Origin of the sequence: Pseudomonas sp. JV414 (assembly GCF_032424305.1) — a bacterium.
Lineage (GTDB): Bacteria > Pseudomonadota > Gammaproteobacteria > Pseudomonadales > Pseudomonadaceae > Aquipseudomonas > Aquipseudomonas lini.
Genome location: NZ_VYKC01000009.1, coordinates 384,674 through 408,466 on the forward strand (window position 1 = coordinate 384,674; position 23,793 = coordinate 408,466).

Here is a 23,793-nt window from a genome sequence, read left to right on the forward strand (position 1 = left end):
GGGGCGTTCGGTAACAAGTTGGTGCGCGATGGGGAACGCTTAAAAGCAAAAGATCGCAGCCTTCGGCAGCTCCTACAGATTCAATGTCCATCCACAATATTGCGGCGAACATGATCAATGTAGGAGCTGCCGAAGGCTGCGATCTTTTGAGGATTTTGGATCAGCGTGCGATCAGCTCGATCACACAGCACTGCCCCTTGATGGAGATATCCAGCAGGCCAACGTTACCGTCCAGCTGCAGACAATCATGGCGTCCTAGCTGAGAGGCGTTGTTACCCACCGTCACTTCAAGCTGTTCAGCGACGCTGAACACCAACACGGTGCCAGCCGAACTGAAAAACCGCGGCTCGCCCTCCAGCCACTGCAACCGCGCGCTGTAACGGTCCGGTGCATAAATCAGGTTGAAATCACGAATCGGCCCACCGAGCAATGTGCAGGACACATGACTCTCGCCATTGAAAGCAAACGGGTCCAGCGGTAACAACGACCGCGTGTCCTGACCGTCGACCCGCAAGGTCATGCCCTCGCCTTGCAGCACGGTGATCACTCGCTCATAGCCGGCAAAGGTGGAAAACCCGCCCGACTCGCCGATGTCGGCAATCGACAGGCGCCAGCCAAAACCATCAAGGCCCACACCGGTATCACGGGTGATTTCTTCGGTGCTGCCGCCGCCGTTTTTCCACGGCATGCGCGGGTAACCGGCCGCGCGTAAAACCTTCAACTGACTCATTTATGTCTCTTTCTTATTTATGAAACCGTCCTTCCAGACGATGACGGGAACCGGGGTGGATCAAACGGGCGGCGGTCACGGGCTGACGGCCGGACCAGGTGCGGCGACGAATCAGCAGGCAGGGCTCGCCCTTTTCAATCTGCAGCAACTTGCATTCGGACGGCTCGGCGAGAATCGCTTCGACCACATGCTCGCCTTCGGTCAACGGCGCGACCTGATTGAGATAGGCGTAAGGCGTTTGCAAGGTGAAATCTTGCTTGAGGTAGTCCGGCGCCACCAGCGCGTTGACGAAACGGTCTTCGATTTGCACCGGAATATCGTTTTCGAAATGCACGATCAGCGAGTGGAAAACTTTCTGGCCTTCGCGCATGTCCAGGGCCACGGCCCGCTCGGAACCGGCGGCCTCTTCTTCGAGGGTGATCACCTTGCAGGTGTGGCGATGGCCACGGGAGGCGATCTCGTCGGCGATGTTGTGCACTTCAAACAAGGCAGACTGACTTTTCGGCTCGGCGACGAACGTACCGACACCCTGCATGCGCACCAGTAAACCGTCGGCGGTCATCTCACGCAAGGCGCGGTTGATGGTCATGCGGCTGAAACCCAGCTGGTTGACCAGCTCGCTTTCCGACGGAACGCGGTAGTGCGGTGGCCAGTTCCCGCTGTCGATTTGCTGGGTGATCATCTGTTTTACGCGGGCGTACAAGGGCGCCGGACTGTCGCCCAGATTGGCGCTCAGATTGGCATTCGGCGGCAATGTGGCAGACGGAGTTGGCACGGTTAATCCTTGTTCATTTGTTGAGGGCTACTAGCTTGCCGGAGTTTACCGAGCAGGCAAACGTCTGTATATGTATATACAAATAACACACGATGGGGTGCTGAACCATGTCCGCCTTCTTTGCCGAACGCGCACTGCTGCCTAGTGGATGGGCCAACAATGTACGTCTTGAGGTCAGCGCCGATGGCGTGTTGACCCATATCCAGGCCGATTCCAACGCAGATGGCGCCGAACGGCTGAGCGGTCCGCTGCTGCCGGGTATGCCGAATTTACACTCCCACGCCTTCCAACGGGCCATGGCCGGGTTGGCGGAAGTGGCGGGTAATCCGAATGACAGTTTCTGGACTTGGCGCGATTTGATGTACCGGCTCGTCGGAAAAATCAGCCCGGACCAACTCGGCGTCATCGCCCGTCAGCTGTACATCGAAATGCTCAAAGCCGGTTACACCTCGGTCGCGGAATTTCATTACGTACACCACGATACGAACGGCCAGCCGTACGCAGACCCGGCCGAACTGGCACTGCGCATCAGCCAGGCTGCCAGTTCCGCCGGTATTGGTTTGACCCTGCTGCCGGTGCTCTATAGCCACTCCGGTTTCGGCGGCCAGACCCCGAACGAAGGTCAGCGCCGCTTTATCAACAGCACCGAAAACTACCTGAAACTTCAGTCGCGCTTGCAGCCGATCCTGGCACAGCAACCGGCCCAGGCCCTGGGTTTGTGTTTCCACTCATTGCGCGCGGTCACCCCGCAGCAGATCAGTGAAGTGCTGGCGGCCAGCGACAAGCAGTGCCCGGTGCACATCCACATTGCCGAACAGCAGAAGGAAGTCGATGACTGCCTGAGCTGGAGCGGTCGCCGTCCGCTGCAATGGCTGTACGAAAACACTGAAGTCGATCAGCGCTGGTGCCTGGTCCACGCAACCCACGCCAACCCGGAAGAAGTCACGCTCATGGCCAAGAGCCGCGCCATCGCCGGCCTGTGCCTGACCACCGAAGCCAACCTCGGCGACGGGATTTTTCCGGCGGTGGACTTCCTGGCGCAGGGCGGGCGCATGGGCATCGGTTCCGATAGTCACGTGTCGTTAAGCGTGGTGGAAGAATTGCGCTGGCTGGAATACGGCCAACGTCTGCGCGATCAGCGGCGTAATCGTTTGTATGGCGCGGATCAGCCGATGGTCGGCCGCACACTGTACGACGCCGCGCTGGATGGCGGTGCCCAGGCGCTGGGCCAGCCAATTGGCGCCCTGGAAGTCGGCAAGCGCGCGGATTGGTTGGTGCTCGATGGCAACGATCCGTATCTGGCGACGGCCAGTGGCGACGGGATTCTGAATCGTTGGCTGTTTGCCGGTGGTGATCGTCAGGTGCGGGATGTGCTGGTCAACGGCCAGTGGGTCGTGCGTGATGGGCGGCACGCCGGGGAAGAAGAAAGCAACCGCGCCTTCACCCAGGTTCTGCGCGAACTGCTCGGTTAACCGAAAAAGCAAAAGATCGCAGCCTTCGGCAGCTCCTACCTTGGTCCGGTTGGCCGCAATAATGCGGATCAACACGGACTCTGTAGGAGCTGCCGCAGGCTGCGATCTTTTTCGGCCGCGCCGCTAGTTCGAAGTCTTGGCCATCTTGGTATCCGACGTGCGCCAGATCAGTCGCGTCGTGTCATAACCCTGCTGACGCGCCTTGCTCAGCAGTTCTTCGCGCACTACACCATTGACTGTCGGGGTGCGTGACAGCAGCCAGAGGTGACGGCGGCTCGGATCGCCGACAATCGCGGTCTTGTAATCATCGCTGACGTACAACACCCAGTACTCTCCCTTCGCCACACCGGGTATCAGTCGCGAGAACCAGGTATCGAACTCGACCCACAGCTTGTCGGCCTTGCCGGGCACCTGTGGATAAGCCGTGCCTTTGGCCTCTTCCCATTGCCAGTCCGACGTCAGACAGCGGTTCAGCACCGCCATGTCACCTTCAGGCTTGAGGCTGTAATGGGCTTCGGATTGCGCGCAGTTGCGCTGGAAATACACCGGCAGACGCGCCAGTTCGTACCAGGTTCCCTGGTAGCGCTTGAGGTTGACCGAATTGACGGTCTTGGGTGCCAACGGATCTACGCCAGAAGTGGCGCAGCCGGCCAGTACCAGGCCGGCAAAAAGAACGATCAGTAACCGCTTCATTATTTTTTTCTCCCGTGGGCGAATAGCCCCGGTTTACTTCAGGCCTTGGCCGGAAAACATCAGCACTTTGTCACCGGCATACTGCACGCTGATAAAGCTGTTTTTGTCGCCCCAGGTGCAACTGGACATGCCGAGCGCGCCCGAGCAATCGGCAGGTTTGCCCAGCAAGGTTTCAACCTCGGCCTTGGGCATGCCGGTCGACAGCTTCGAGTAATTTTCCTGATTGATCTTGCCGCACGCGGCCAACAACACGCAGAACGAGAGCAAGGCGATAGAACGCAGCGACATGGTGTAACTCCTGGGGCGTAGGGAATGGCATGGCTGCCAAGCTGAAGCTTAGAAGAGAAAACCCCTGTCTGGTTCCCTGAGCATTCGGCTATTTGTTCAGCCACCCATCTGCCTTTTACGATAAATCAGCCACTTTTTCGCGCCGTTGAGTATTTCGTCGGTTTTCCCGCAAGCCACCTAATCTTTGGCGCTGGCCAGTCGACATAAGAAAGCAGCGCAAAGCCTTCCACTGTGGCAAATTGACACCCCTTGCTGACCAGCCCCTTCGCGGTAGCTCATTTAATGACCAGAAACATGAAATTCAGCCACAAAATCCTGTTGGCAGCCGCTCTCGTGGTGGCCGTTGCATTCGCCTGTTTCATCCTGTTCAACGATTACCGCCAGCGGCAGACTTTGCTCAGCAGCACCGAGTCCTCAATGCAGGAACTCGGCAGCCTGACCACCAGCAACATCCAGACCTGGCTGGAAAGTCGCATCCAGTTGCTGCAATCGCTATCCCAGCAGATCGCCGTGGACGGCAGCGCCCAGGCCAACCTCAAGCGCGCCATCGACCTGCCGGCCTACACCAGCAACTTCCAGCTGAGCTACTTCGGCGGCACCGATGGCGTGATGTTCTCGGTCCCGGCCGGCAATCGTGCGGCGGACTACGACCCGCGCGCTCGTGGCTGGTACAAGGCGGCCAACAACACGCAACAGACCATCGTCACTGAACCCTACATTGCGGCATCGTCGGGCAAACTGGTGATTACCGTTGCCACCCCGGTGAAGCACCAGAATCAAATGATTGGCGTCGCCGGCGCAGACATTGATCTGTCCAGCGTCAGCGCGATCATCAACTTGCTGAATTTCGGCGGTCATGGACATGCATTTATCGTCAGCGCCGACGGCAAGATCCTGATCCACCCGGACAGCAAACTGGTGCTCAAGAACCTGGCCGATGCCTACCCCAACGGCGCGCCGAAAATCAGCCCGGGCCTGAAGGAAGTCGAACTGGACGGCAAAACCCAGTTCATCTCCTTCACTCACGTCAACGGTGTACCGTCTGCCGACTGGTATGTGGCGCTGGTGCTGGATAAAGACACCGCGTTCTCGATGCTCAGCGAATTCCGCACCTCGGCGTTCATCGCCATGGTCATCGCCGTGGTGATTATCATCGCGCTACTGAGCATGTTGATCCGCGTGCTGATGCAACCGCTGCTGACCATGGGCCGCGCCATGCATGACATCGCCGAGGGCGAAGGCGACCTGACCAAGCGCCTGACCATTCATGGCCAGGACGAATTCGGTGCGTTGGGCACCTCGTTCAACCGTTTTGTGGAACGTATTCATACCTCAATCCGCGAAGTGTCCTCGGCCACTGGCCAAGTCAACGAAGTCGCCTTGCGGGTCGTCGCGGCCTCCAACTCGTCGATGTTCAACTCCGATCAGCAAGCCTCACGCACCAGCAGCGTGGCGGCAGCGATCAACGAACTGGGCGCCGCCGCCCAGGAAATCGCCCAGAACGCCGCCCTCGCCTCGCAACACTCGAGCGACGCCCGTGCCTTGGCCGAAGACGGTCAGCAGGTGGTGGATAAAACCATCGCCGCAATGCAGCAGCTGTCGGCGAAGATCAGCGATTCGTGCGGCAACATCGAAACCCTGAACAGCAACACGGTGAACATCGGCCAGATTCTGGAAGTGATCACCAGCATCTCGCAGCAAACCAACCTGCTGGCGCTCAACGCCGCCATCGAAGCAGCCCGTGCCGGTGAAGCCGGCCGTGGTTTTGCCGTGGTCGCGGATGAGGTGCGCAACCTCGCCCACCGCACTCAGGATTCGGCGCAGCAAGTGCAGAAGATGATCGAAGAACTGCAAGTCGGCGCCCGGGAAGCGGTGAGCACCATGACCGACAGCCAGCGCCAGAGCGAAAGCAGCGTCGGCATCGCCAACCAGGCCGGCGAACGCCTGGGTAGCGTGACGCAGCGCATCGGTGAAATCGACGGAATGAATCAGTCCGTGGCGACCGCGACCGAGGAGCAAACCGCTGTGGTGGAGTCGATCAACGTCGACATCACCGAGATCAACACGCTGAACCAGGAAGGTGTGGAGAACTTGCAGTCGACGTTGCGTGCATGTGCTGATCTTGAACAGCAGGCGGCGCGGTTGAAGCAGTTGGTGGGTAGTTTCCGGATCTAGTGCTTTTGCGGGCCCCTTCGCGAGCAAGCCCGCTCCCACATATGATCTTCAGCGGACGCAGATTTTGTGCCCGACCGAGATCCAATGTGGGAGCGGGCTTGCTCGCGAAGGCGGCTTCTGCCGCAATGAAAATCTAAAACCGGGACCCGGGACCTGAAAGAAACTCCAGCTCCTCAGCCGTAGATTCGCGCCCCAACACCGCATTGCGATGGGGAAACCGTCCAAACCGCGCAATGATCTTCTGATGCCGCTCGGCATAATCCAGGTTGTCGGCAAACACCGCCCGATCCGCCTCCGGTTGCTGTTCAACCAGATCAAGAAACCGCGAAACCGCTTCGTTCTGCACGGCCAGGTTTTCGCAGTGCTCGAACACCAGATAGATAAACACCCGCTGGATCGGTTGCAGTTGCCGATCGAAATCCGCAGCAATGCCTTGTGCTACCAGTGCCTGAGCCCTGAGGTCGCCTGAAAAGGATTTGGGGGTGTCGCGAAAGATCATTCGCGGAAGTTGATCGAGCAGTAGCACCAGGGCCAGCCAACCTTCAGGGCATTGCACCCATTCGGTCAATCCGCCGGCCAGTGCCCGCTCGACCTGGTCCCCGAAACGCTCGCGCGCTTCGAGGTCCTGGCTGTCGCGCTTGCCGAACCATAACTTGCCCTTGTCAGCCGATATTTCGTTGGGTGATTCGCAAGATCCGAACCACCATTCGAGCAACGGCTGCCAGGGCGCGGTCATGGTTTATTCCTTGTGGTAAGCCGTGACGCGGGCAACTTCTTCTTTCGAACCGAGGAACACCGCAACACGCTGGTGCAGGCCTTCCGGCTGGATGTCGAGGATGCGCTGGTGGCCGTCGGTGGACGCTCCGCCCGCTTGCTCCACCAGGAACGACATCGGGTTGGCTTCGTACATCAGGCGCAGTTTGCCCGGTTTCGACGGCTCGCGGCTGTCGCGTGGGTACATGAACAGGCCACCACGGTTCAGGATGCGGTGCACGTCGGCGACCATCGCGGCAACCCAGCGCATGTTGTAGTTCTTTTTCAGCGGGCCTTCGTCGCCTGCCAGCAATTCGCCGACGTAACGCTGTACCGGAGCTTCCCAGTGACGCTGGTTGGACGCGTTGATGGCAAACTCCTGGGTGGTTTCAGGAATGGTGATGTTTTCGTGGGTCAATACGAAACTGCCCATTTCACGGTCCAGGGTGAAGCCTTTCACGCCATCGCCCAGGGTCAGGATCAGCATGGTCTGCGGACCGTAGATCGCGTAGCCGGCGGCCACTTGCTGGGTACCTGGCTGCAGGAAGGCCTTTTCATTCAAGGGCTCATTCTGGGTCAGGTATTCGTTCGGGCAACGCAGTACCGAGAAGATCGTGCCGACCGGCGCGTTGATGTCGATGTTCGACGAACCGTCCAGCGGGTCGAATACCAGCAGGTAGGCGCCTTTCGGGTATTTGCCCGGGATCTGGTAGGCATTGTCCATTTCTTCGGACGCCATGCCGGCCAAGTGACCGCCCCATTCGTTGGCTTCGAGCAGGATCTCGTTGGAGATTACGTCGAGCTTCTTCTGCACTTCGCCCTGGACGTTTTCAGTGCCCATGCTGCCCAGAACGCCACCCAGGGCGCCTTTGGACACGGCGTGGTTGATCTCCTTGCAGGCACGCGCCACCACTTCGATCAGGAAGCGCAGATCGGCAGGAGTGTTGTTGCTGCGGGTCTGCTCAATCAAATAGCGACTCAAGGTAACGCGGGACATGGAAGGCTCCGGTGGAATGGGGGGCTAAAAACCCGCGCAGTTTAACGCGAGTCGGGGCGCATTTCCTCCTATCAGACGTGATACACCCAATAGAGTTCATGTGCGGGGTTGAGCGTAGTTCGAAATGGGGCCGATGTGGCTTGTGGATCAGTGGCAGATTGAGTTTTTTTGTGGCGGATAGACCGCTTTCGCGAGCAAGCCCGCTCCCACAGTAGATCTTCAGCGTACACAACATTTGTGTACGACCGAGATCCAGTGTGGGAGCGGGCTTGCTCGCGAATGGCGTGTAGCGCCAGCCATCCTCAGGACTTAACAACCGGCTTGCGCAGCAAGCTGAACGCCATGGCCCCCAAAAACAGCACGCTGAGCAACAGCACCGCCCACAACCCGAATTTCTTCCAGTTCGTGTCCGCCGCCGTTGGCACGGTCGCCGCCGGCGTCACCACGCCCCCACCCTCCACGGTCGCCTTGCCCAACGCCGCCAGCTTCGCAGCGCTGTAATCCGGAATCAGCGTCGACAACGGCAAGCTCGCCGCCTTCACCGTCGCACTCCCCAGCGCCAACGTATAAGGCCCGCCCCCGCGCGCCAGGAACACCAGTTGCGTGGAGCGCACGGCAAATCGGACGGTCGGCGCTTCGGCGCCCAGGCCACCGCCGCGCTCATCCACCGTCAGCTTCAATTGCTGCACGGTCTGGCCCGGCAGCTGCAATTCGTTCTGCACCACGTCCTGACCATTCTGGGTCAAGCGGTAGAGCAAACCGCTGGTCAGCGTTTGCCACGGCAGGCTGGTTTCCCGGCGTCCCGACAATGTCACCGGTGCCAGGCTGTTGGGTTGATTCAGCTCGATCTGCAAGCGCTGGACGTTCAACCCCATCGGCAATTGCCAGATGTACTCACCAGCCTTCACGCTGGTGCCAGCCAACGGTTGCGACCAGACCAATGGCAGCGGCAAGGTGCGAGGGTTGGTGCTTTCCAGTTGCGCCGACGTCAGCACTGGCGCCGATTGCGGTGAACTCCAGAGCAAGCGCAGGTAACGCGCCGATTGCCCCGGCAGGCCGACTTCATGTTGCTCGACCCGCTCGTCGGCAAACGTCAGACGCGCCACTTGCCCTTCACCCCATGACTGCCAATGTTGCAAATCGTCGCTGGCTTCGATGCTGAAACGCTGGAAACCGTCGCGATCGCTGGTCCAGTCAAGGATCAATTGCTGTAACGGCGCCTTGATTCGACTGGCATCGAGTAACCAGCCGCGCAGCTCCTCTTCGCCCGCCTCCAACTGGCTGGACGGCTGCACTTCGATCAACGTGCCGTTGGTGTTCGATTGCACGCGCACACTCGGCGCGCGTTCGGTGGCATCCGCCGAGTTGTACAACGGGAACCACTTCACGTCGTTCAGTGTGCGGTTTTCGCGGGTCTGCGCGGGCTCTCGGGCCAGAGCATAAGCCTGAGGCTCACCGGCGGCGTTGAACACGCGTAGATCGCTGAGATCGGTTTGCCGCGCTTTCAACTGCACGCCCAAGGGTAATTCCAGGCGATACCACGGGCCTTCGCCACTCACCGACAACGGCACCTGCGTGGCAAAGTCCGCCGGTTTTTCCTGCGCGCCGGCCGACAGTGTCACACCCAACACCACAGCCCCCCACCAGCCCAGGTTCAGATTCTGACTCAAGACGACACTCCTTCGGTTTCAGGGGCCGGTTTTTCAACATCCGGCACAGCTTCGGCACGTTTGGGCGGCAACGGAGCGAAATAGCCCACCACCAACAGCAACACGCCAACGCCGATAAACGACACGATCCGCGCCAGCCCGCCGCGGTTACTCAATTCAACGAAGAACAACTTGGCGACCACCAACGCGATCAGCGCCGCGCCAATCAGCCAGACTTCGCGGCGATGGCGCAGATGCCCACCGATCATCAGACTCAGGGCCATCAGGGTCCAGACAATGGAAAGGCCAGCCTGCACCAACATCGACCCAAGCAGCAGATCCAGCGCGTACGGCACACCACCCCAATGGTGAGCCGTGCGCATCACCAGTGCGGTGAAGAAGACGAACAGCGAAACCCCGGCAATCACTTGCGTGGCGTTATCGGCGTAATCCTTGCGAATCGCCAGTTGCGTCACGGCGCTGCGAGACCAGACGTAAACGCCGAACAGGGCAAACAGCAGGCCCAGTTCCAGCGGGTTGATCAGCGGCACATATGGCAACGGCTCGGCGGTGCCGTCACTGGCGATGTTCGCCAGCCAGAACCAGCCGAGCATCAACAACGCCAACGGCGCAGCGGCATAGACCCGGTACTCGCGGGAATACTCCGACACCGGCCATGGCCACGCACGCGGCGCGGCCATCAGCACCAGATACAGACTCGGCAGAATCGCCCAGCCCAACCAGCGCCAGGCGTTGTACTGCTCCGACAACAGCAGCAAGCCGTAACGCAGCTCCAGGGCCAGCACGCCGATCAACAGCCAGCAGCCGAGCACATGAGCGGTGCTCAGGGCGCTTGCAGGCAGCGTCGGCGCCAGGCGCCGCAGGGAGATGAAATGCACGACAAACACCGCAGCCCAAACCAGCCAGCCGAAGTTGGCGGCCGGGTGATAACGCGAATGCCAGGCAGCGAGCAACACCAAACCGGCCGCGGGAATCAGCAAGGTGCAGAGCAAGCCCAGCGACGACCACTTCAGGCGCAGTGCCAATACCGTCCACAGCGCGACACTCACGGCGGCGACGGCCAGCAACAAAGTGGCTTGCAGATTCAACGGTGCGAACCGCAGCACTTCGCTGACCCACGCCAGCGCCCACCAACCCGCGCCCCACACCAGCAACACTTCGGACAAGCGTTGCAGACTCAGCCCATCGAAGGCCGAAGCATGGTTGCCGACCTGCAAACGCCAAGCCCCGACGAATGCGGCCAACCCCAGCACCAGCGGCGTCCAGAAACCGCTATGCGCCAGCGGTCGCAACCCTTCGCTGAGCAGCGGGCCAAGCAGATCCGGCCCGGCGAACAGGAACGCAGCGCCACCGATCACCTGCAACAGCAGACCAAAGACAAAACTCACGCGCTGCTTCAGGTACAGGCTCAGCCAGATGATGAACAAACCACTGGCGGCCCACACCGCACTCGCGGTTTGCCATGGCAACACAAACAACACGGCGAGGTTGATCAGCACCAGACCGGCCAGCAACACCACTGACAAGCCGCGCAGCAAACGCACGTCGCTGCGCACCATGTCGTCGCGGGCCGCCAGCAACATCCCGGCGATCAATGCCAGCCCGATCAGTGACGCACTGAGCAAACCGCTCCAACCGGCACTGAACACCGCAACCGACTCACCACCCGCCCCTTGCAGCCGCAACAGGAACAACGCACCGCCGAGCAGTTGCACGGCGAACGCGGTGAACAGGAACGTCCTCGATTGCAGGCGCAGGCCGACGAACAGCGTCGCCAACCCGGCCAGCGCCCAACTGATCGCCGTGCCATGGGTGAAGAAGAACAGTGGCGCCAGCAGATAAAGGAATGTCAGCCCCAGGCAGGCCAGCACCGGCAGTGCTTGGCGCTCCCACTGCGACGCCTGTTCAGGCAACGCTTTGCGTAATTGATAGAAGCTGAACAGCAGCGCCACGCCGAGCATCAACGCCCCCAGCGGAGCGCCATCGACCAGGCTGCTCTCGCCGATCCGCAGCTCACTGAGAAAGGCCAGTGCCGAGCCCAGTTGCAGCAGCAAGGCAAAGGCTCGCGCCAGCGGTCGTTGTTGGCGCAGGCCGAGCCAGAAAATCCCCGCGCCTTCCACCGCCCAGGCGGCTGCGGTCCAACGTGCATCGAGCCCCAGCGGAATTGCCAGGCTGGCGAAGATCACGCCAAGTGCCAAACAGGTTTCCGCCAACAACAGCGCTCGACCACCCATCAGCAACCGGGCCAGGCCCATGTAAATCATGCCCAGTGCCAAGGCGCTGAAAGCGGCGGCAAATTCCAGATGTTCCACCAGCGCGAACTGCAAACCGAAGCCCACCAGCGGCGGTGCGAACAACATCGTGCCGTCGACATAATCACCCTTGCGCGCCGACCAGTGCAGCAGTCCATCGCGGCTATCGTCCTCGGGCGCGTCGCTCATTTCCAGCAGCTTGCGCCGGGCGAACAACAGGCCGATGGCCAGGTACATCAGGAAAAACAGAATCAGGAACGGCTCGGTGCTCCACAGCAATTCCGGCGTATAGGAACGCAGCCCCCAGGCCAACCCGATGCCGAAGGTGCCGACAAAGCCGATCAGGTTAAGCAGCCGCCAGGCCTTGAACCACGCGATGGCGAGGATGCCGGTGTTGAGCAAGGCGAAGTAGCTGAACAACGCGACATGGTTGCCAGCGCCGGTGGAGGTCAGGATCGGCGCGGCGAAACCGCCCAGTGCGGCAGCGGCGGCCAAGCCCAAGGCGTTTTGGGTAATGGCGAGAATCGCCGAGAACACTGTTACCACCACCAGCAGTCCCAGTGCAGCCGTGGGGTCGAGCAATGGATGCAGACGCATCGCGGCAAATACTGTCAGGTACAACACCGCGATCCCGGTGCCTTGCAGCATCAACGCATAATTGCTGTTGCGCAGGCGTAACCACCAGCCCAGCGCGAGCAGGCCCAAGGCCGACGCCGCGACACCGGCGTAACGCAACTCGACCGGCACCACCATGCCTTCAGTGGCGTAGCGCAACAGGAAGGCCAGACCGAGGAACAACAGCACCACGCCGACCCGCAGCACGGTATTACCGCCGAACAACCAGTTGCGTGCGCCGCTGATGGCGCGTTCGATGAAGTTCGGGCCGCGAGGTGCTGCCGGTTGTTGTGGTTCGCGGGCGACCGGTTCGGGTTTCCAGAGATCATCGGGCAGCGGACGACTCGTTTTGGCGGCGGCCGCCGTGATGGGTTCGAGTTCGGGCGGTAGCTCCCAGATCAGCTCCGGGGCTGCGGCAGGGGCTTGCTCGAGAATGATTTCAGGGGATGGAACCGGTTCGCTGGCTTCAGGTGTTTTGACGCCCGACACTTCCAGCAACGCCAGTCGCTGCTCGACCGCATTCAGCGCAACCTGCGCTTGATCGAGCAAGCGCCTCTGCTCGGTGGTTTGAGTACTCAAGCCGCTGATGCGGATTGCCTGGCCGATACCCAGCCCGAGCAAAGCGCCCAACAGCGCATCGCTGAACGACTCATCGAGTAGCCAGCCCAGTAGCAGCCCAATCAGCATGAACATCCATTGCATGGTCGATATCCCTAAGCGCATTGGCCAATCCAGAAAGATTAGCGCAGCCCGTACAGCAAAGATCGCAGCCTTCGGCAGCTCCTACAACGACCGCGTTCACCACAATGTTAGGTGAACGCTGACCGTAGGAGCTGCCGAAGGCTGCGATCTTTTCCGGCGCGCCAGTATATCGAGCCGGTCGAAGACTTACTCCAACGCTTTCCAGATATCCGTGGCGTACTCGCGAATGGTCCGGTCGGACGAGAACCAACCCATCCGCGCGCTGCTCAATACCGCCGAGCGCCACCATTCTTTCGAGTCGTGCCAATGAGCCTCGACGCGCATCTGAGCGTGCCAGTAGGAGTCGAAATCGGCGCAGACCAGGAAGCGGTCATAGTCCACCAGCGAATCGATCAGTGTGGTGTAGCGGGACGGATCGTCCGGTGAGAACACCCCGCCGCGAATCGCTTGCAGCACGTCGTTGAGTCGATGGGAGGCGGCAATGTCCGGTGCCGCGTTGAACTCATGGTTGAACTTGCGCGCCTCCACTTGCTCGGCGCTCAGGCCGAAGATGAACATATGTTCGGCACCGATGCGCTCGCACATCTCCACGTTGGCCCCGTCCAGGGTACCGATGGTCAGCGCGCCGTTGAGGCCGAACTTCATGTTGCTGGTGCCTGAGGCTTCGAAGCCTGCGGTAGAAATCTGCTCCGACAAGTCCGCCGCCGGAATGATGCTTTCGGCCAGGCTGACGTTGTAGTTAGGCAAGAACACCACTTTGAGCAAACCACGCACGGTCGGGTCATTGTTGACCACCCGGGCGATGTCGTTGGTCAGCTTGATGATCAACTTGGCCTGGTGATAACTGGCCGCCGCCTTGCCGGCGAAGATTTTCACCCGCGGCACCCAGTCGATTTCCGGTTCGGCACGAATCGCCTGATACAGCGCGACGGTGTGCAGCAGGTTGAGCAACTGACGCTTGTATTCGTGGATCCGCTTGACCTGCACGTCGAACATCGCCGCCGGGTTGATCGCGATCCCCAGCCGCTCATGAATCAGGTACGCCAGGGCTTTTTTACTGTGCAGCCGCTGCTCGGCGAACTGTTTACGGAATGCAGTCTTTTCGGCAAACGGTTCCAGCCCTATCAGGCTTTCTTCGGGGTTATCCAGCATATCCGGGCCGAGGGCGTCGACCATCATCGAGGTCAACTCCGGGTTGGCTTGATAGAGCCAGCGGCGGAAGGTAATACCGTTGGTCTTGTTGTTGATCCGTTCTGGATAGAGTTTATGCAGTTCGGAGAACACCGTGCTGCGCATCAGCTGCGTGTGCAGGCCGGAAACGCCGTTGACGCTGTGAGAACCAAGGAATGCCAGGTTACCCATGCGCACGCGTCGACCGTTGTCTTCCTCGATCAACGACACCGCACGCAACACGTCGAAATCGTGAACGCCCTTGGCCCGCAATGAGTCGATGTGCTGGGCGTTGATCAAATAAATGATCTGCATGTGCCGTGGCAGCATCCGCTCCATCAAACCGACCGGCCAGGTTTCCAGCGCTTCCGGCAACAGCGTGTGGTTGGTGTACGACAGCGTGTCGACGGTGACCTGCCACGCCGCATCCCACGCCACGTCATAAACGTCGACCAACTGACGCATCAACTCGGCGACGGCGATCGAGGGGTGAGTGTCGTTGAGTTGAATGGCCGCGTGATCGCCCAGGGTCAGCACCGAGGTGTGCATGTTGCGATGGCGGCGCAGCAAATCCTGCAGGGATGCGGCAACGAAGAAGTATTCCTGACGCAGGCGCAGTTCCTGACCGGCATCGGTGCTATCCGCCGGGTAGAGCACGCGGGAGATACTTTCGGCCCGGGCCACTTCGGCTACCGCGCCCAAGTGGTCGCCAGCGTTAAAGCGCTCCAGGTGTAAATCTTCCATGGCCCGGGCACGCCACAGTCGCAGCGTGTTGACACTCGCGCCGCGCCAACCGACCACCGGGGTGTCATAGGCAATGGCCCGCACGGTTTCCGCCGGGGACCAGACTTGCCTGGATTTGCCGTTTTCATCGGTCACGGTTTCGACACTGCCGCCGAAGCCGATCGGGTAGGCGACCTCCGGCCGCTCGAACTCCCACGGGTTGCCGAAATCCAGCCAGTGTTCGGTCTGCTCCTGCTGCCAACCGTCGACGATGGCCTGGCGGAACAAACCGTGTTCGTAACGAATGCCGTAACCATGGCCAGCGATGCCGAGGGTCGACATGCTTTCCATGAAGCACGCCGCCAGGCGCCCGAGGCCTCCGTTGCCCAGAGCCGCATCGGGTTCCAGCAGACGGATGCGCTCGATGTCGACGCCAAGTTCGGTCATGGCCTCGCGAGCCACATCGAGCAGACCGAGGTTGCTCAAGCTGTCGTAGAGCAAGCGGCCGATAAGGAATTCAAGGGAGAGGTAATAGACCCGTTTCTGGCCTTTACGGTAGATCTGCCGGGTGTGGTCCATCCAGTGCTCGACCATGTGATCGCGCGCCGCCAAGGCGATGGCTTCGAACCAGTCGTGGTCGAAGGCGTGATCAGGGTCTTTGCCCACCGCGTAGGTAAGCTTGGTCAAGACGGCGTCGCGGAATGCGGCCACCTCTGCTTCGCGAACAAGTGGTTCTTGAGTCATCGATAAGACCTCGAGCGAGCGTGAAGTTGTCTGAGCCTAGTCGGTCTGACAGACCATTGAGACTCTGGTTCGGCAGTTTTCCCTGTTAGTGCGAGATAGATCGACATTACGTTGTCGCGTGCCAGAAACAATGCAGGGGCCGTGCCGGACACAGGGATTATTTTGCGCCAAGTGAAAAAATCGGGCGAAAGGTTGTTCAAAAATCCACCAGTCCCGGTATGATCGCGCGCCCTGATGCACACGCTGGTAACAACCGATGATGAAGCCCAACCTGATCGCCGCCGCGGAGATCGATCGCCTCGATACCTGGGCCAAGTACTCTGCCCCGATGTGCGGTTCCTGCGTGTCCAGCTGCTGCACCTTGCCGGTCGAGGTCAAGATCAAGGATCTGATCCGTATCGGCATCGTCGATGAGTTCGAGCGTGGCGATCCGCCGAAGAACATCGCCAAGCGTTTGCAGAAGGAAGGGATCGTCGAACGCTATAACCAGAAGTCCGAGATCTTCACCCTTCAGCGCATGAGCAACAACGATTGCCTGTACCTGGATCGTAAGAGCCGTCTGTGCACTATTTATGATAAGCGCCCGGACACCTGCCGCAACCATCCGAAGATCGGACCGCGGCCGGGGTATTGCGCGTACAAGCCCAAAGAAGTGGTGCGCGAGAGCAATCCTCGGACGCTGGATAAGTTCTGATCCAGAATCCCGCTGTCTGACAGGGCCTCATCGCGGGCAAGCCCGCTCCCACAGGGTTCAGCGCCGAACATAGATTATGTAAACACCACAAATTACTGTGGGAGCGGGCTTGCCCGCGATGGGGCCCGAACTGACACCGCACAAGCCCCAGACAAACAAAAACGCCCCCGACCTTGCGGTCGGGGGCGTTTTTTTTAAGCGCTAACTAAGTCGAAACTCAGTTACCAGCTTTCTTGGCAGCGCGGGTACGCTCGCTTTCGCCCAGGATCTTCTTACGAAGACGAATGGACTTAGGAGTGACTTCGCACAATTCGTCTTCTTGAACGAATTCCAGAGCCTGCTCCAGGGTGAAGCGGATAGGCGGAACCAGAGCGATGGTTTCGTCTTTACCCGAAGCACGCATGTTGTCCAGCTTCTTGCCTTTGGTTGGGTTGACGCCCAGGTCGTTGTCGCGGCTGTTGATGCCGACGATTTGACCTTCGTACACGTCTTCACCGTGACCCAGGAACAGTTTGCCGCGAGCTTGCAGGGTTTCCAGCGAGTAAGTCAGCGCCTTACCGGTAGCCACCGAAACCAGCACGCCGTTCTGACGGCCGGACATGTCGCCGGACTTCATCACGTCGTAACGGTCGAAGATCGAGGTCAGGATGCCTGCACCGGAGGTCAGGGTCAGGAACTCGTTACGGAAACCGATCAAGCCACGAGCCGGGATGTTGTACTCAAGGCGCACACGGCCCTTGCCATCCGGAACCATGTTGGTCAGGTCACCTTTACGGATACCGATCTGTTCCATGATCGAACCTTGCGATTCTTCTGGCAGGTCGATGGTCACGTTTTCGTACGGTTCGTGCTTGACGCCGTCAACCATGCGGATGATTACTTCCGGACGACCAACACCCATTTCGAAGCCTTCGCGACGCATGGTTTCGATCAGTACCGAGAGGTGCAGCTCACCACGGCCGGAGACTTTGAACTTGTCGGCGGTGTCGCCTTCTTCAACGCGCAGAGCAACGTTGTAGAGCAGTTCTTTGTCCAGACGTTCCTTGATGTTACGGCTGGTGACGAACTTGCCTTCTTTACCGCAGAAAGGCGAGTCGTTTACCTGGAAGGTCATGGAAACGGTTGGTTCGTCAACGGTCAGCGGCTTCATCGCTTCGACGTTCAGTGGGTCGCACAGAGTGTCGGAGATGAACAGCTGGTCGAAGCCGCTGATGCAGACGATGTCGCCGGCAGCTGCTTCTTCAACGTCGATGCGGTGCAGGCCGTGGTGACCCATCAGCTTCAGGATACGACCGTTACGCTTCTTGCCGTCGGCGTCGATAGCGACAACCGGAGTGTTCGGCTTGATGCGACCACGAGCGATACGGCCAACGCCGATAACACCCAGGAAGCTGTTGTAGTCCAGAGCGGAGATTTGCATCTGGAACGGACCGTCACGGTCGACTTTCGGCGCAGGTACGTTGTCGACGATCGACTGGTACAGCGGAGTCATGTCTTCAGCCATGTCGGTGTGTTCCAGACCGGCAATGCCGTTCAGGGCCGAGGCGTAGACGACTTTGAAGTCCAGCTGTTCTTCGGTAGCACCGAGGTTGTCGAACAGGTCGAAGATCTGGTCCAGAACCCAGTCCGGACGCGCGCCTGGACGGTCAACCTTGTTGATAACCACGATTGGACGCAGGCCGGCTTCGAAAGCCTTCTTGGTCACGAAACGGGTTTGCGGCATAGGGCCGTCTTGAGCGTCAACCAGCAGCAGAACGGAGTCAACCATCGACATTACGCGTTCAACTTCGCCGCCGAAGTCGGCGTGGCCCGGGGTGTCCACGATGTTGATGTGGAAGCCGTTCCAGTTGATGGCGGTGTTTTTCGCCAGAATGGTAATACCGCGCTCTTTCTCCTGGTCGTTGGAGTCCATCACGCGCTCGTCGTTGAGCTCGTTGCGCTCCAGTGTGCCGGATTGACGCAAGAGTTTGTCTACCAGGGTGGTTTTACCATGGTCAACGTGAGCAATGATGGCGATGTTGCGTAGATTTTCGATCACTTGTGTATCTCGATCAGAGGATTCGGTGTGCTGACAAGTCTTGGCAGCGATTTACAGTAGAGTCCGGCAAAGCCGTTACAGCTTGACGGCGGCGTCGGGGGGCCGGTGACGCAGGCCACAGGCAAACAGCCCCGGGCACTTAGCTCGGTCGATAAACGCGCACATTGGCATGCCCCTCACTGAGCAAATGGTGGGCATGCAGGCGACTCATCACGCCTTTGTCGCAATACAACAGGTACTGGCGAGTAGGGTCCAGTTCCTTGAAACGAGCGTTCAATGCATAAAACGGCATCGTCTGCACCTCAATGCCAGCGAGTTCCAGCGGCTCGTCTTCAGCGGCATCCGGGTGACGGATGTCGATGATGATCTGGCCCGCCAGTGCTTCGCTGACTTCTTCGATCTGCAAATCCTGGCCCAATTCGTCGATCACGCGATCGATCGGCACCAGCTTGGCGTTCTCGAGCGCACGCTCGAGTACTGCCATGTCGAATTCTTTCTCTTCATGCTCCACGCGCGGACGCTTGGCGTGGGTCTTTGGGTTCACCGAGATGACCCCGCAGTATTCCGGCATGTGCTTGGCGAAATCGGCAGTACCGATTTCGTTGGCCAGGTCGATGATGTCCTGCTTGTGACTGGCGATCAGCGGTCGCAAGACCAGCTTGTCAGTCACGCAGTCGATCACGGACAGGTTTGGCAACGTCTGGCTCGACACCTGGGAAATCGCTTCGCCGGTAACCAGCGCTTCGATCTCCAGCCGATCGGCAATACGGGAAGCAGCGCGCAACATCATACGCTTCAAAACTACGCCCATATGACTGTTATCGACTTTCCCGAGAATTTCTCCCAGTACTTCCTCGAACGGCACACTGACAAATAACACGCGTTGGGAGCTGCCGTACTTCTTCCAGATGAAGTGCGCGACTTCCATGACGCCCAGTTCGTGGGCACGTCCGCCCAGATTGAAGAAGCAGAAATGGCTCATCAGCCCGCGGCGCATGATCTGGTAGGCGGCGACGGTGGAATCGAAGCCACCGGACATCAGTACAAGCGTCTGTTCCAGGGCACCCAGCGGATAACCGCCGATGCTGTTGTGCTGGCTGTGGATCACGAACAACCGTTTGTCGCGAATTTCGATGCGAACTTCGATTTCCGGCTCTTTGAGCGAGATTCCGGCGGCACCGCACTGACGACGCAGTTGGCTGCCGACGTATTTCTCGACGTCCATGGAGCTGAATTCGTGCTTGCCGGCACGCTTGCAGCGCACCGAAAAGATCTTCCCGGCCAGGGCGTCACCGAAATGCTGCTTGCACTTGGCGACGATGTCGTCGAAGTCGCCCAACGGGTATTCATCGACCTGCAGGAAATGCGCGATGCCCGGCATGCAGCTCAGGCGCTCGGTCATCTCCTTCAGGGCTTTCGGCTCGCTGACGCGGGTTTCCAGCTCGAGATTGTCCCACACACCGTTCACCACCACAGCCGGGTCCAGATCGCGGAGCACGGTACGGATGTTTTTGGCCAACTGGCGGATGAAACGCATCCGTACCGGGCGGCTCTTGATGGTGATCTCGGGGAAGACTTTTACGATTAGTTTCATGAAAACAGCGCGCGCTGGGCCAGCCGAAAAAGGGGGGCGCGGATTATAGCGGAAATTGCTCAAGGTTTAACCAGTTAATGTGCAGAAGGTTTTGCGCGCACCAAAACAGGTCATTTATGGAATTCAACGCTACATTACAGGGCGAGGTTTGGCGCTTTTCGAGGCTTTGCACCTTTATAAGCGTGATATTGGGGCAAAAAACCCATGGTGGGGCACTGGCATGCAATTTGCTCCCTTGTGAGGCAGGTTGCCTTGGCAGAGTATTCGCGCCGGCATCACCCACATTCTAAGGGCATCCACTACTAAGCCCGAAGCCACCCGGAGGACACTATGTCGAAGTCGGTTCAACTCATCAAAGATCATGACGTCAAGTGGATTGATCTGCGCTTCACGGACACCAAAGGCACTCAGCACCACGTGACCATGCCGGCTCGCGATGGGCTGGATGAAGCTTTCTTCGAAGAAGGCAAAATGTTCGACGGTTCCTCCATCGCTGGCTGGAAAGGCATCGAAGCTTCCGACATGATCCTGATGCCGGACGACAGCACTGCCGTTCTCGACCCGTTCACCGAAGAGCCGACCCTGATCCTGGTTTGCGACGTGATCGAGCCTTCGACCATGCAAGGCTACGACCGTGACCCACGTGCGATCGCCAAGCGTGCCGAGGAATACCTGAAGTCGACCGGTATCGGCGACACCGTATTCGTGGGTCCAGAGCCTGAGTTCTTCATCTTCGACGAAGTGAAGTTCAAGTCCGACATCTCCGGTTCGATGTTCAAAATCTTCTCCGAACAAGGTTCGTGGATGTCCGACCAGGACGTGGAAGGCGGCAACAAAGGCCACCGTCCGGGCGTCAAAGGCGGCTACTTCCCTGTTCCGCCGTTCGACCACGACCACGAAATCCGTACCTCCATGTGCAACGCCATGGAAGAAATGGGCCTGGTCATCGAAGTTCACCACCACGAAGTGGCGACTGCCGGTCAGAACGAAATCGGCGTGAAGTTCAACACCCTGGTTGCCAAGGCTGACGAAGTTCAAACCCTGAAGTACTGCGTACACAACGTTGCTGACGCATACGGCCGCACCGCGACCTTCATGCCTAAGCCTCTGTACGGCGACAACGGTTCGGGCATGCACGTTCACCTGTCCATCGCCAAAGATGGCAAGAACACCTTCGCTGGCGAAGGCTATGCCGGCCTGTCCGACACCGCTCTGTACTTCATCGGCGGCATCATCAAGCACGGTAAGGCTCTGAACGGCTTCACCAACCCGTCGACCAACTCCTACAAGCGTCTGGTCCCAGGTTTCGAAGCGCCAGTGATGCTGGCTTACTCGGCTCGCAACCGTTCGGCTTCGATCCGTATTCCTTACGTGTCCAGCCCTCGCGCTCGCCGTATCGAAGCTCGCTTCCCGGATCCAGCAGCTAACCCGTACCTGGGCTTCGCTGCACTGTTGATGGCTGGCCTGGACGGCATCCAGAACAAAATCCACCCTGGCGACGCAGCTGACAAAAACCTGTACGACCTGCCGCCTGAAGAGGCGAAAGAGATCCCACAAGTTTGCGGCAGCCTGAAAGAAGCCTTGGAAGAGCTGGACAAAGGTCGTGCGTTCCTGACCAAAGGCGGCGTTTTCAGCGACGACTTCATCGACGCTTACATCGCCCTGAAAAGCGAAGAAGAAATCAAGGTTCGTACCTTCGTACACCCACTGGAATATGAGCTGTACTACAGCTGCTGATCCGGTAGCGCCGCGCTACGCGGCGTGACAAAAGAGAGGCCTCCTTCGGGAGGCCTTTTTTATGGGCGACCGTCTGTCATCGGATGCCCGGTTGCGTGCATCATGGCCTTCATCCGATAAAGCCGAGATGCCCCATGCACCTACGCCCATGCCTTGCCCTGCTCACCGCCCTGCTGGCCAACAGCGCTTTTGCCAGCCCGGCACCTGCCGCCCTCGCCCCGCTGCTTGGCACCATCGACGAACGCCTGGCAATTGCCGATCAGGTCGCGCTGAGCAAATGGGACAGCGGCAAACCGGTCGAAGACCGGCAGCGCGAGCGCGAAGTCATTGCCGGCGCTGTCGCCCTGGCACCTGCCTATAAATTGAGCAACGAAGCCGTCGAACAGTTCTTCTCGGCGCAGATCGAGGCCAACAAACTGGTGCAATACGCGCACCTGTCTGACTGGCACGCGCAAGGCAAGGCGCCCAACGACCCTCGCCCCGATCTCGTCGGGCAGATCCGCCCACAACTTGATCAGTTACAAAAACGCCTGCTGCAACAACTGGCCGATTTCAGCCCTTATCGCAACGACCCGCAGTGCCCGGCCTGGCTGGCCAAGGCCAATAAAACCGGCGCCCACGCGCCATTGCGCGAACTCGCCCAAGTACGCGCCACCGCTGAGTTGTGCAGCGCCAGCCGCTGAGCCTGACTGCCGACGTGCGCTGAAGTGCTCTATGCTCAGCGCTTAGTCGTCATGAACGGAACAGGGCCGGACACTTGCCCAACGGCCAATGGAAGCCTGCAATGCGCTCATTGTTGTTATGCCTGCTTGTGCTGATCGCCCTGCCCGCCGCCGCGCAGATCTACAAGTACACCGACGCCAACGGCAACACCGCCTACAGCAATCAACCGCCCGATGGCGTAAAGGCTCAACCCGTGGAGTTGCCACCGCTCAACAGTATCGAGCGCCAGCCATCGGGCGAACCTGTAGCACCTGCGCAAGCCAGTAGCCGTGAACAGCCCGGCAGCGCCTATCAGGTCCTTGAGCTGAGCGGTTTGCCCACCGAAGAAGCCTTGCGCGCCAACAACGGCACGTTCACCGTCAGCGTATTGATCCAACCGCGCCTGCAAGACCCTCATCGATTGAGGCTGTTACTGGACGATCAACCCTACGGCCAGCCGAGCAACGTACCGATTCTGCAACTGGTGAACATCGACCGTGGCGAACACCGCCTCGCGGTTCAGGTGATCGACGGGCAAAACGTCGTGCAGCAGAGCCCCACCGTGACCTTCACCGTACAACGGGTGCATAAGCCTTGAGGTTCTGGCTATTGGTCGCCTGCCTGATCAGCCTGCCGGCCATGGCCGAGGTTTTTACCTACATCGACGCCCAGGGCAATCGGGTCTTCACCGATCAGCCGGGCACCCGTAATGCCAAGCGTGTACCACTGGCGACCAGCAATCGAATGTCGGCCAACCCGAGCGGCGCCGGGCCAATGACGGCCGCGAAAAACCAGGCCAAACCCCTGTTTCATTACGACATGCTTCGTGTGCTGGTGCCGGACCCGGATGCCACGATCCGTAGCACAGCCGGTGAATTGATCGTCAGCGTTACCAGCGAACCCGGCCTGCAACAGGGTCATCGCTACCGTTTGCTGCTGGATGGCCAACCCACCGCCGAGCCCGGCCCGAGCCCGGTGTTCGCCCTGAGCAACATCGACCGCGGCAGCCATCACCTGTCGGTGGAAATCCTCGACGAACAGGGCCGCACCGTCGAACGCACGGCCAATCAACCCTTCCACATGCAGCGCATTTCCCTCGCGCAGAAACGTCAGGTCAAACCCTGCATCCTTACCGACTACGGCCAACGGCCGGAATGCCCCCTCAAAGACAAACCCGAAGAAGAAAGCTCCTTCTGGCGCTGATGCCAGTCTGTTAAGGCGCAGAACCTGTGGGAGCGTGGCTTGCCCGCGAAGAACGATGACGCGCAA

General features: G+C 59.5%; 18 protein-coding genes and 1 pseudogene. 8 read left to right on the top strand and 11 right to left on the bottom strand.

Features of this window, described 5'->3' with window-relative positions:
- Nucleotides 1-160: 160 nt before the first annotated feature.
- Nucleotides 161-730, bottom strand: a complete 570-nt coding sequence (locus F6R97_RS12635; protein ID WP_315866624.1) for a HutD family protein — start codon at nt 728-730, stop codon at nt 161-163.
- A gap of 13 nt (nt 731-743) precedes the next feature.
- Nucleotides 744-1,412: a histidine utilization repressor gene (gene hutC, locus F6R97_RS12640; protein WP_231669701.1), complete on the bottom strand. Its 669-nt coding sequence runs from the start codon at nt 1,410-1,412 to the stop codon at nt 744-746.
- 200 nt (nt 1,413-1,612) lie between these two features.
- Between hutC and F6R97_RS12645 the strand changes: the two genes are divergently transcribed.
- Nucleotides 1,613-2,977 (top strand): formimidoylglutamate deiminase, encoded by a 1,365-nt coding sequence (locus F6R97_RS12645; protein ID WP_315866625.1) that lies wholly within the window; start codon nt 1,613-1,615, stop codon nt 2,975-2,977.
- A 123-nt stretch (nt 2,978-3,100) separates the two neighbouring features.
- On the opposite strand, the gene F6R97_RS12650 is transcribed toward F6R97_RS12645, so the two are convergent.
- Both F6R97_RS12650 and F6R97_RS12655 read right to left on the bottom strand, forming a co-directional pair.
- The gene (locus F6R97_RS12650; RefSeq protein WP_038978572.1) at nt 3,101-3,670 is read right to left on the bottom strand and encodes a lipocalin family protein; all 570 of its coding nucleotides are present in this window, start codon (nt 3,668-3,670) and stop codon (nt 3,101-3,103) included.
- Between the two features lie 33 nt (nt 3,671-3,703).
- The gene (locus F6R97_RS12655; protein ID WP_008068804.1) at nt 3,704-3,958 is read right to left on the bottom strand and encodes a hypothetical protein; all 255 of its coding nucleotides are present in this window, start codon (nt 3,956-3,958) and stop codon (nt 3,704-3,706) included.
- A 294-nt stretch (nt 3,959-4,252) separates the two neighbouring features.
- Between F6R97_RS12655 and F6R97_RS29625 the strand changes: the two are divergent.
- Nucleotides 4,253-5,275, top strand: a pseudogene (locus tag F6R97_RS29625) (cache and HAMP domain-containing protein); the annotation flags it as partial.
- 93 nt (nt 5,276-5,368) lie between these two features.
- The gene (locus F6R97_RS29630; protein ID WP_370694726.1) at nt 5,369-6,133 is read left to right on the top strand and encodes a methyl-accepting chemotaxis protein; all 765 of its coding nucleotides are present in this window, start codon (nt 5,369-5,371) and stop codon (nt 6,131-6,133) included.
- A gap of 133 nt (nt 6,134-6,266) precedes the next feature.
- On the opposite strand, the gene F6R97_RS12665 is transcribed toward F6R97_RS29630, so the two are convergent.
- The 5 genes from F6R97_RS12665 to F6R97_RS12685 all read right to left on the bottom strand — a co-directional run bounded on the left by F6R97_RS12665 (nt 6,267) and on the right by F6R97_RS12685 (nt 15,759).
- Nucleotides 6,267-6,869: a DUF924 family protein gene (locus F6R97_RS12665; RefSeq protein WP_315866627.1), complete on the bottom strand. Its 603-nt coding sequence runs from the start codon at nt 6,867-6,869 to the stop codon at nt 6,267-6,269.
- 3 nt (nt 6,870-6,872) lie between these two features.
- On the bottom strand, nt 6,873-7,883 hold the full coding sequence (locus F6R97_RS12670) for a class 1 fructose-bisphosphatase (protein ID WP_038978569.1): 1,011 nt from the start codon (nt 7,881-7,883) through the stop codon (nt 6,873-6,875).
- A 302-nt stretch (nt 7,884-8,185) separates the two neighbouring features.
- Nucleotides 8,186-9,553, bottom strand: coding sequence for a DUF3999 domain-containing protein (locus F6R97_RS12675; protein ID WP_315866628.1), 1,368 nt, complete (start codon nt 9,551-9,553; stop codon nt 8,186-8,188).
- Entirely contained in the window at nt 9,550-13,122 is a 3,573-nt protein-coding gene (locus F6R97_RS12680) for a DUF2339 domain-containing protein (RefSeq protein WP_315866629.1), read from the bottom strand. Before F6R97_RS12680 ends, F6R97_RS12675 begins: the two co-directional genes overlap by 4 nt.
- Before the next feature lie 186 nt (nt 13,123-13,308).
- Nucleotides 13,309-15,759, bottom strand: a complete 2,451-nt coding sequence (locus F6R97_RS12685; RefSeq protein WP_038978566.1) for a glycogen/starch/alpha-glucan phosphorylase — start codon at nt 15,757-15,759, stop codon at nt 13,309-13,311.
- 256 nt (nt 15,760-16,015) lie between these two features.
- On the opposite strand from F6R97_RS12685, the gene F6R97_RS12690 reads away from it, so the two are divergent.
- Nucleotides 16,016-16,453, top strand: a complete 438-nt coding sequence (locus tag F6R97_RS12690; RefSeq protein ID WP_030129267.1) for a YkgJ family cysteine cluster protein — start codon at nt 16,016-16,018, stop codon at nt 16,451-16,453.
- 217 nt (nt 16,454-16,670) lie between these two features.
- On the opposite strand, the gene typA is transcribed toward F6R97_RS12690, so the two are convergent.
- Both typA and thiI read right to left on the bottom strand, forming a co-directional pair.
- Nucleotides 16,671-18,491, bottom strand: a complete 1,821-nt coding sequence (gene typA, locus F6R97_RS12695) for a translational GTPase TypA (RefSeq protein ID WP_038978565.1) — start codon at nt 18,489-18,491, stop codon at nt 16,671-16,673.
- A 139-nt stretch (nt 18,492-18,630) separates the two neighbouring features.
- Entirely contained in the window at nt 18,631-20,085 is a 1,455-nt protein-coding gene (thiI, locus tag F6R97_RS12700; protein ID WP_008005335.1) for a tRNA uracil 4-sulfurtransferase ThiI, read from the bottom strand.
- Between the two features lie 330 nt (nt 20,086-20,415).
- Between thiI and glnA the strand changes: the two genes are divergently transcribed.
- The 4 genes from glnA to F6R97_RS12720 all read left to right on the top strand — a co-directional run bounded on the left by glnA (nt 20,416) and on the right by F6R97_RS12720 (nt 23,727).
- Entirely contained in the window at nt 20,416-21,822 is a 1,407-nt protein-coding gene (gene glnA / locus F6R97_RS12705; protein WP_007907861.1) for a glutamate--ammonia ligase, read from the top strand.
- A gap of 134 nt (nt 21,823-21,956) precedes the next feature.
- Entirely contained in the window at nt 21,957-22,505 is a 549-nt protein-coding gene (locus tag F6R97_RS12710) for a chorismate mutase (RefSeq protein ID WP_048396056.1), read from the top strand.
- A gap of 101 nt (nt 22,506-22,606) precedes the next feature.
- Complete coding sequence (locus F6R97_RS12715) at nt 22,607-23,122, top strand: DUF4124 domain-containing protein (protein WP_048396055.1); 516 nt, start codon at nt 22,607-22,609, stop codon at nt 23,120-23,122.
- The gene (locus tag F6R97_RS12720) at nt 23,119-23,727 is read left to right on the top strand and encodes a DUF4124 domain-containing protein (protein WP_315866630.1); all 609 of its coding nucleotides are present in this window, start codon (nt 23,119-23,121) and stop codon (nt 23,725-23,727) included. Before F6R97_RS12715 ends, F6R97_RS12720 begins: the two co-directional genes overlap by 4 nt.
- The last annotated feature ends 66 nt before the right edge of the window (nt 23,728-23,793 follow it).